Below are 5,241 nucleotides of genomic sequence, written 5' to 3'. Positions count from 1 at the left end.
CAAGAAGGGCTCGTTCTCCAGCGAGGAATCTGTCTTCAAGGTTCTCTATCTCAGGGTAAAGGAACTCTATGCCAAGTGGGAAGGGCATCATATCCAGAACTGGGCGATGGTCAGAAACCAGTTGGCTATGGATGATAAGCTGCAAGCTCGTATCCTGAAATACGAGAAATTTTAAAGCCAGCAATCACTGGTAACGCATCTTCTTTTATGATACCTAAAAAAACTTACACACTTAACTTGACAAACCCTACCGGCATTTTTGTAATCGTCGGTATTTTTTCTTGATAAATAAATGAACAGAATTTTTTTTTATTTAACAGAAAAAATATATTATATTGTAATATGATATAACTATGATTAAATATGAATTATTATTCAATTTAATCATAGTCATACAAAAAAGTTAAATAAATAAAATAAATATAAAATACAAATAAATAAAATTAAAAAAAATATCATAAAAACGTTTAAAAAATTAAATAAATTATTTATTTTATAAAATATTTATTTTCAATGCGTTGATTTAATGTGAAAAAGGATTTATTATATTAATAAATAGATATGCATCAGCACAAGATATCCTTAAGCTGATTTGCATATTTTTTTTAAAATTATGAAAGGAGTACAGTGAAAATATGAGGCCATCTTTTTTTGCAATGATATGCAAAAAAATGTTTTTAGAGGGCTTTTACAGGATGTATGATACAGTATGTAGGATAAATCTTAAATTGAGGGGATTGGAATGGGAGAAACAGAAAGAATAAAAGCGCTGATACAAACGTATCATAAGCAAATTCAGGACTGGCGGCGTTATTTTCATCAATATCCGGAACTGAGCTTTGAAGAACAGGGCACGACAAAACGAATTGCGGCAGAGCTTGATAAAATGGGAATTCCGTATGAGATCGCTCCGGAAAAAAATACGGGTTTGGTAGCTGTCATAGAAGGAGATCATCCTGGTAAGGCTGTTGCTTTACGGGCTGATATTGATGCATTGCCAGTTCAGGAAGCGAATGAGGTCGAATTTAAATCACGAGTGGATGGGCGTATGCATGCATGTGGCCACGATGGTCACATTTCTATTTTATTAGGGGCAGCCAAGATATTGTGGGACTTGAAAGATGTAATTTACGGTACAATATACTTAGTATTTCAGCCAGCAGAAGAAACTGGTAAGGGATCAGGATATATGATTCGCTTTGGCAATTGGTATGATAAAATAGGATCTATTTTTGGCGGACATATTTGGATTGATGTCCTTGCCGGACAAGTATCCGTGGAAGCAGGGGAACGCATGGCTGCTGCTGATGAATTTACAATCAAGGTGCATGGTCGTGCCGGACATGGTTCGCAGCCACAACAGACCATTGATGCTACCGTTATTGCATCAGCTATTGTGTTAAATTTACAAAGTATTGTATCACGCCATTTTAGCCCGTTGGAATCAGTGGTTTTGACGATTGGTAAAATGAAAAGTGGGGATCGTTTTAATATTATTTCCGGTGAGGCTGTTTTGGAAGGAACAACTCGGTATTTTAAGAAGGAAATACGCTTAGATTTGAGAGATACCATGGAAAAAGTCATTAAAGACACGGCGTCTGCTTATGGTGGAACTGCAGAGCTGCGGTATGATGAAATGGTTCTTCCAACAATTAATGATCCGGAATGTTCCGCTATTGCGCAAGCTGCTGTTGCAAAAATCATGGGAAAAAGTGCGGTTACGACAATGCAGAAAACGACTGGTGGCGAAGATTTTTCTTATTATTTGGATCAAAAACCGGGATGCTTTGCTATGATCGGTATTTATAATCCTGATATTGATGCAGTCCATTCACATCACAGCAATAATTTTACTATTGATGAATCTGTTTTGCCCAGTGCTTCTGGGGTATATGCTCAATATGCTATTGACTGGCTGAAGCAGAATAAGAACGACAAGAACGCATAAAAATGTGTTTATCGTATATAAGGAGTGATATGTATGCGTCATATTTTGACAGCAATTCCATTTATTTGGATTATATTGGCATTACCATTTGTCAATACGTTTCATCCGCAGATATTAGGTCTGCCATTTGTTGCATTTTGGATTCAAGCCGGTGTTGTTATTACCGTGTTTTGTATTCACACGTTATGGATGCTCGACAAAAAAGATAAAAAAAGAAATGCACAGTAATTCTTACAATACTATGAAAAGGGATGAATAATAACATGGGTGATTCCAGCGCTTTAATTGTGCTATTTATATTTATTATAGGCATCGCTGTTTTAGGTGCGATACCAGGTTTGAAGGATAAACATATGAGTGCCGAAAACTGGGCTGTTGGTGGTCGTGATTTCGGCAGATGGCTGAATTGGTTTATCATGGCCGGTGAAGTGTACACGGCATTTGCGTTTTTAGGAGCCAGCGGTTGGGCTTACGCTAAAGGGGGGCCGACGTATTATATTTTGGGATATGGTGCGCTGGCTTACATGGTTGGATATCATGTACTGCCACGTGTCTGTGAATACGGACACCGGCATATGCTGGTCACACAGGGAGACTTAGTGGAATATTTATATAGCAGCCGTCCCTTAGGGATTTTTGTTGCCTGCATCGGGGTGGCCTTCCTTCTGCCGTATTTGCAGCTGCAGCTGACGGCGCTTGGCCTTATCGTGGAAGTTACGTCACTGGGAGTCATTCCGCGCGTGCAAGCTATGCTTATTGCTTTTATTATGGTGGCTATTTTTGTGTTTCTAAGCGGTTTAAAAGGTGTTGCATCAACGGCTGTCGTTAAGGACGTCATGATGATGGGAGCTATGCTGTTTTTTGGACTGTATTTACCGTACCATTACTGTGGTGGCATTGGTGAAATGTTTAATCAGGTAGAGGCATTAAAACCGGGCTTTTTGACCTTTCCTGGAGGAACCCCATCATTGGATGTAGTATGGACTATGTCGACGCTAGTTGTTATGGCGGCAGGATTTTACATGTGGCCTCATTTTTCGACGAATACCTTTAGTGCCAGAGATCCAGAAGTGCCTAAACATAATGCTGTTTGGCTTCCTGTCTGCCATTTATTTCTTATATTTCCTATGCTTGTCGGTTTTACTGCGGTTCTGGTTTATGCGAACAATCCTCTTCCTGTTGCTGATATGGCCTTTTTATATATGGTCAAGGATACATTTCCTGCATGGGTATTGGGAATTATTGGTGGTGCCGGTGCATTGGCATGCATGATTCCGGCAGCTGATTTGCTGTTGTCCACATCTCTTCTTATTTCTCGAAATATTTATATTAAAGGATTCAGAGGTGGTGATGAATCGATTTCTCCAGAGCATATGAAACGTGTAGCACGATATTTAATTCTTGTCTTGACTGCAGTAGCCTTATATTTATCGATTTTCCATTCCAGTCTGCTGGTCAACTTGCTGCTTACCGGATATTCTGGTGTTACGCAATTTTTCCCGCTCCTTGCATTGGGAATGTTTTGGAAGGAAGCTAGCAAAAAAGGCGCTGTTTGCGGATTGATTATCGGTGAATTTTTAGTGTTTTATTTAATGTTGAATAAAATGGATCCCTTCCCAATTATGGGTGAGCATCTGAATGCTGGATTTGTTGCTTTAGTAGTGAATTTTATTGTTTTTGTTGTGGTAAGCCTTCTTACAAAAGATGGAAAAACAAAATTAGTTTAAATTTACATATGGGCAGAAGACAGCTGATTCTGATTAGAATCAGCTGTCTTTTTGTTTAAGAATGGGAATTTTTATTGAGTATTGGTGCTGTTGGGACTATAATAAAAAAAGATTTGTAATGTTTCTGCAGAAGAGGTGTGGTATTAATGAATAAGCAAGAAATTCAAATAAAAATTGCAAAAGCTGTCGAGATAGTGAAAGAGTCTAAACCGTTGGCTGGCTCTATTACGAACTCGGTTACGATTAATTTTGTTGCCAATGCTCAATTAGCTGTAGGTGGAACGGCAGCAATGGTATATTTGCCGGATGAAGGAGAGACATTAGCAAAGCTGGGAGGTGCCATGTACATTAACGTAGGAACGCTTTTGCCTATATATGAAGATACGTTACCGCACACGGCTAAGGTTTTATTTGAAAATCAGAAACCATGGGTATTAGATCCAGTGGCGATTGGTATTGGAAGCCTGCGGACTAAAGTATTGGAACAGTTTAAACCATATAAACCTTCTGTTATTCGCGGCAATGCTTCAGAAATTATCGCTCTGGCCGGATTGTGGAATTTGGAAGGAGGGACAGATACATCTACCGTGCATGGCGTTGATTCGACGGTTTCTGTTAGGACGGCCAAGTCTGCTGCTGTAGCGCTAGCGTCATGGACGGGTGGCGCTGTTGCTGTATCAGGAGAAATGGATTTGATTACAGATGGAAGTACCGTGGCTGTTTCATACGGTGGTTCTGAAATGATGACTGCCATAACTGGCTCAGGCTGTTCACTGGGTGGAGTAATGGCTGTGTATGCCTCTGTTGCGGATCCCTTTATTGCAGCGCTTAGTGGAGCTTCTGTATACAATTTAGCAGGTATGAGGGCGGAACAACATACAGATGGCACTGGATCTTTTCAAATTGCCTTTATAGATGAATTATATAAGGCATCTGCCCAGGATATTAGTATGAATGAATTTACCCTTGAGGAGGTATGAGACACATGAATACACTTATAGCTGTTTGTATTGCCCCCTGTGGTACGGGTGATGAATTTGCGCCATATGTGGCGCAAATAGTGAAAATTATTCGTGCATCAGGTTTATCAAGTCGGACAAATTCTATGTTTACTGAGATTGAAGGCGAATGGGATGATGTTATGGCAGTAATTAAAAAGGCGACCTTTTATCTAGCTGATCAGGGAATTCGCACAGAGGTAGTATTAAAGGCGGATATTCGTCCTGGGCATACAAATATGATGAATTATAAGCCTCAGGCTGTGGAAGATATTTTAAGCAGGGGATGAGTTATCCTCGTGTGATTGAAGGTAATGCAGATTATCGGAAGATGTAGAAAATTATATACTTAGTGTAAAATAGTTCTCGGTAAGATATTGCAAAAAAAAGAAAAGACCTAGATAATAGATATATTGCCTAGCCAGCAAAATATATCACAACCGAAGGTCTTCTCATGGAATATATTATAGCAGAAATTATCAAAACAATAAAGGAATCCGATACCGCGATCATACGCGAAACAAAATTATTGCAGCTGTTTATGCGGATTTTCACAGAGGCACTGGTT

The 5,241-nt window shown here is 39.3% G+C and carries 5 protein-coding genes; all 5 read left to right on the top strand.

The genetic code is table 11. The annotated features are described in order from the left end of the window. Positions 1-742: 742 nt before the first annotated feature. The 5 genes from AB840_RS14700 to AB840_RS14680 all read left to right on the top strand — a co-directional run bounded on the left by AB840_RS14700 (position 743) and on the right by AB840_RS14680 (position 4,963). Positions 743-1,948: a M20 metallopeptidase family protein gene (locus tag AB840_RS14700; RefSeq protein ID WP_048515594.1), complete on the top strand. Its 1,206-nt coding sequence runs from the start codon at positions 743-745 to the stop codon at positions 1,946-1,948. 33 nt (positions 1,949-1,981) lie between these two features. Then, positions 1,982-2,176 (top strand): DUF3311 domain-containing protein, encoded by a 195-nt coding sequence (locus tag AB840_RS14695; RefSeq protein ID WP_048515593.1) that lies wholly within the window; start codon positions 1,982-1,984, stop codon positions 2,174-2,176. A 35-nt stretch (positions 2,177-2,211) separates the two neighbouring features. After that, complete coding sequence (locus AB840_RS14690; RefSeq protein WP_201775888.1) at positions 2,212-3,675, top strand: sodium:solute symporter family protein; 1,464 nt, start codon at positions 2,212-2,214, stop codon at positions 3,673-3,675. Between the two features lie 146 nt (positions 3,676-3,821). Next, the gene (gene thiM, locus AB840_RS14685; protein ID WP_048515591.1) at positions 3,822-4,655 is read left to right on the top strand and encodes a hydroxyethylthiazole kinase; all 834 of its coding nucleotides are present in this window, start codon (positions 3,822-3,824) and stop codon (positions 4,653-4,655) included. A gap of 5 nt (positions 4,656-4,660) precedes the next feature. Then, on the top strand, positions 4,661-4,963 hold the full coding sequence (locus tag AB840_RS14680) for an MTH1187 family thiamine-binding protein (protein ID WP_048515590.1): 303 nt from the start codon (positions 4,661-4,663) through the stop codon (positions 4,961-4,963). The last annotated feature ends 278 nt before the right edge of the window (positions 4,964-5,241 follow it).

The sequence above is a fragment of the Megasphaera cerevisiae DSM 20462 genome (assembly GCF_001045675.1).
In the GTDB taxonomy this organism is placed as follows: Bacteria; Bacillota; Negativicutes; order Veillonellales; family Megasphaeraceae; genus Megasphaera; species Megasphaera cerevisiae.
The sequence above is the reverse complement of the archived record's forward strand: the minus strand, read 5'-3'. Positions and strand labels throughout refer to the sequence as shown.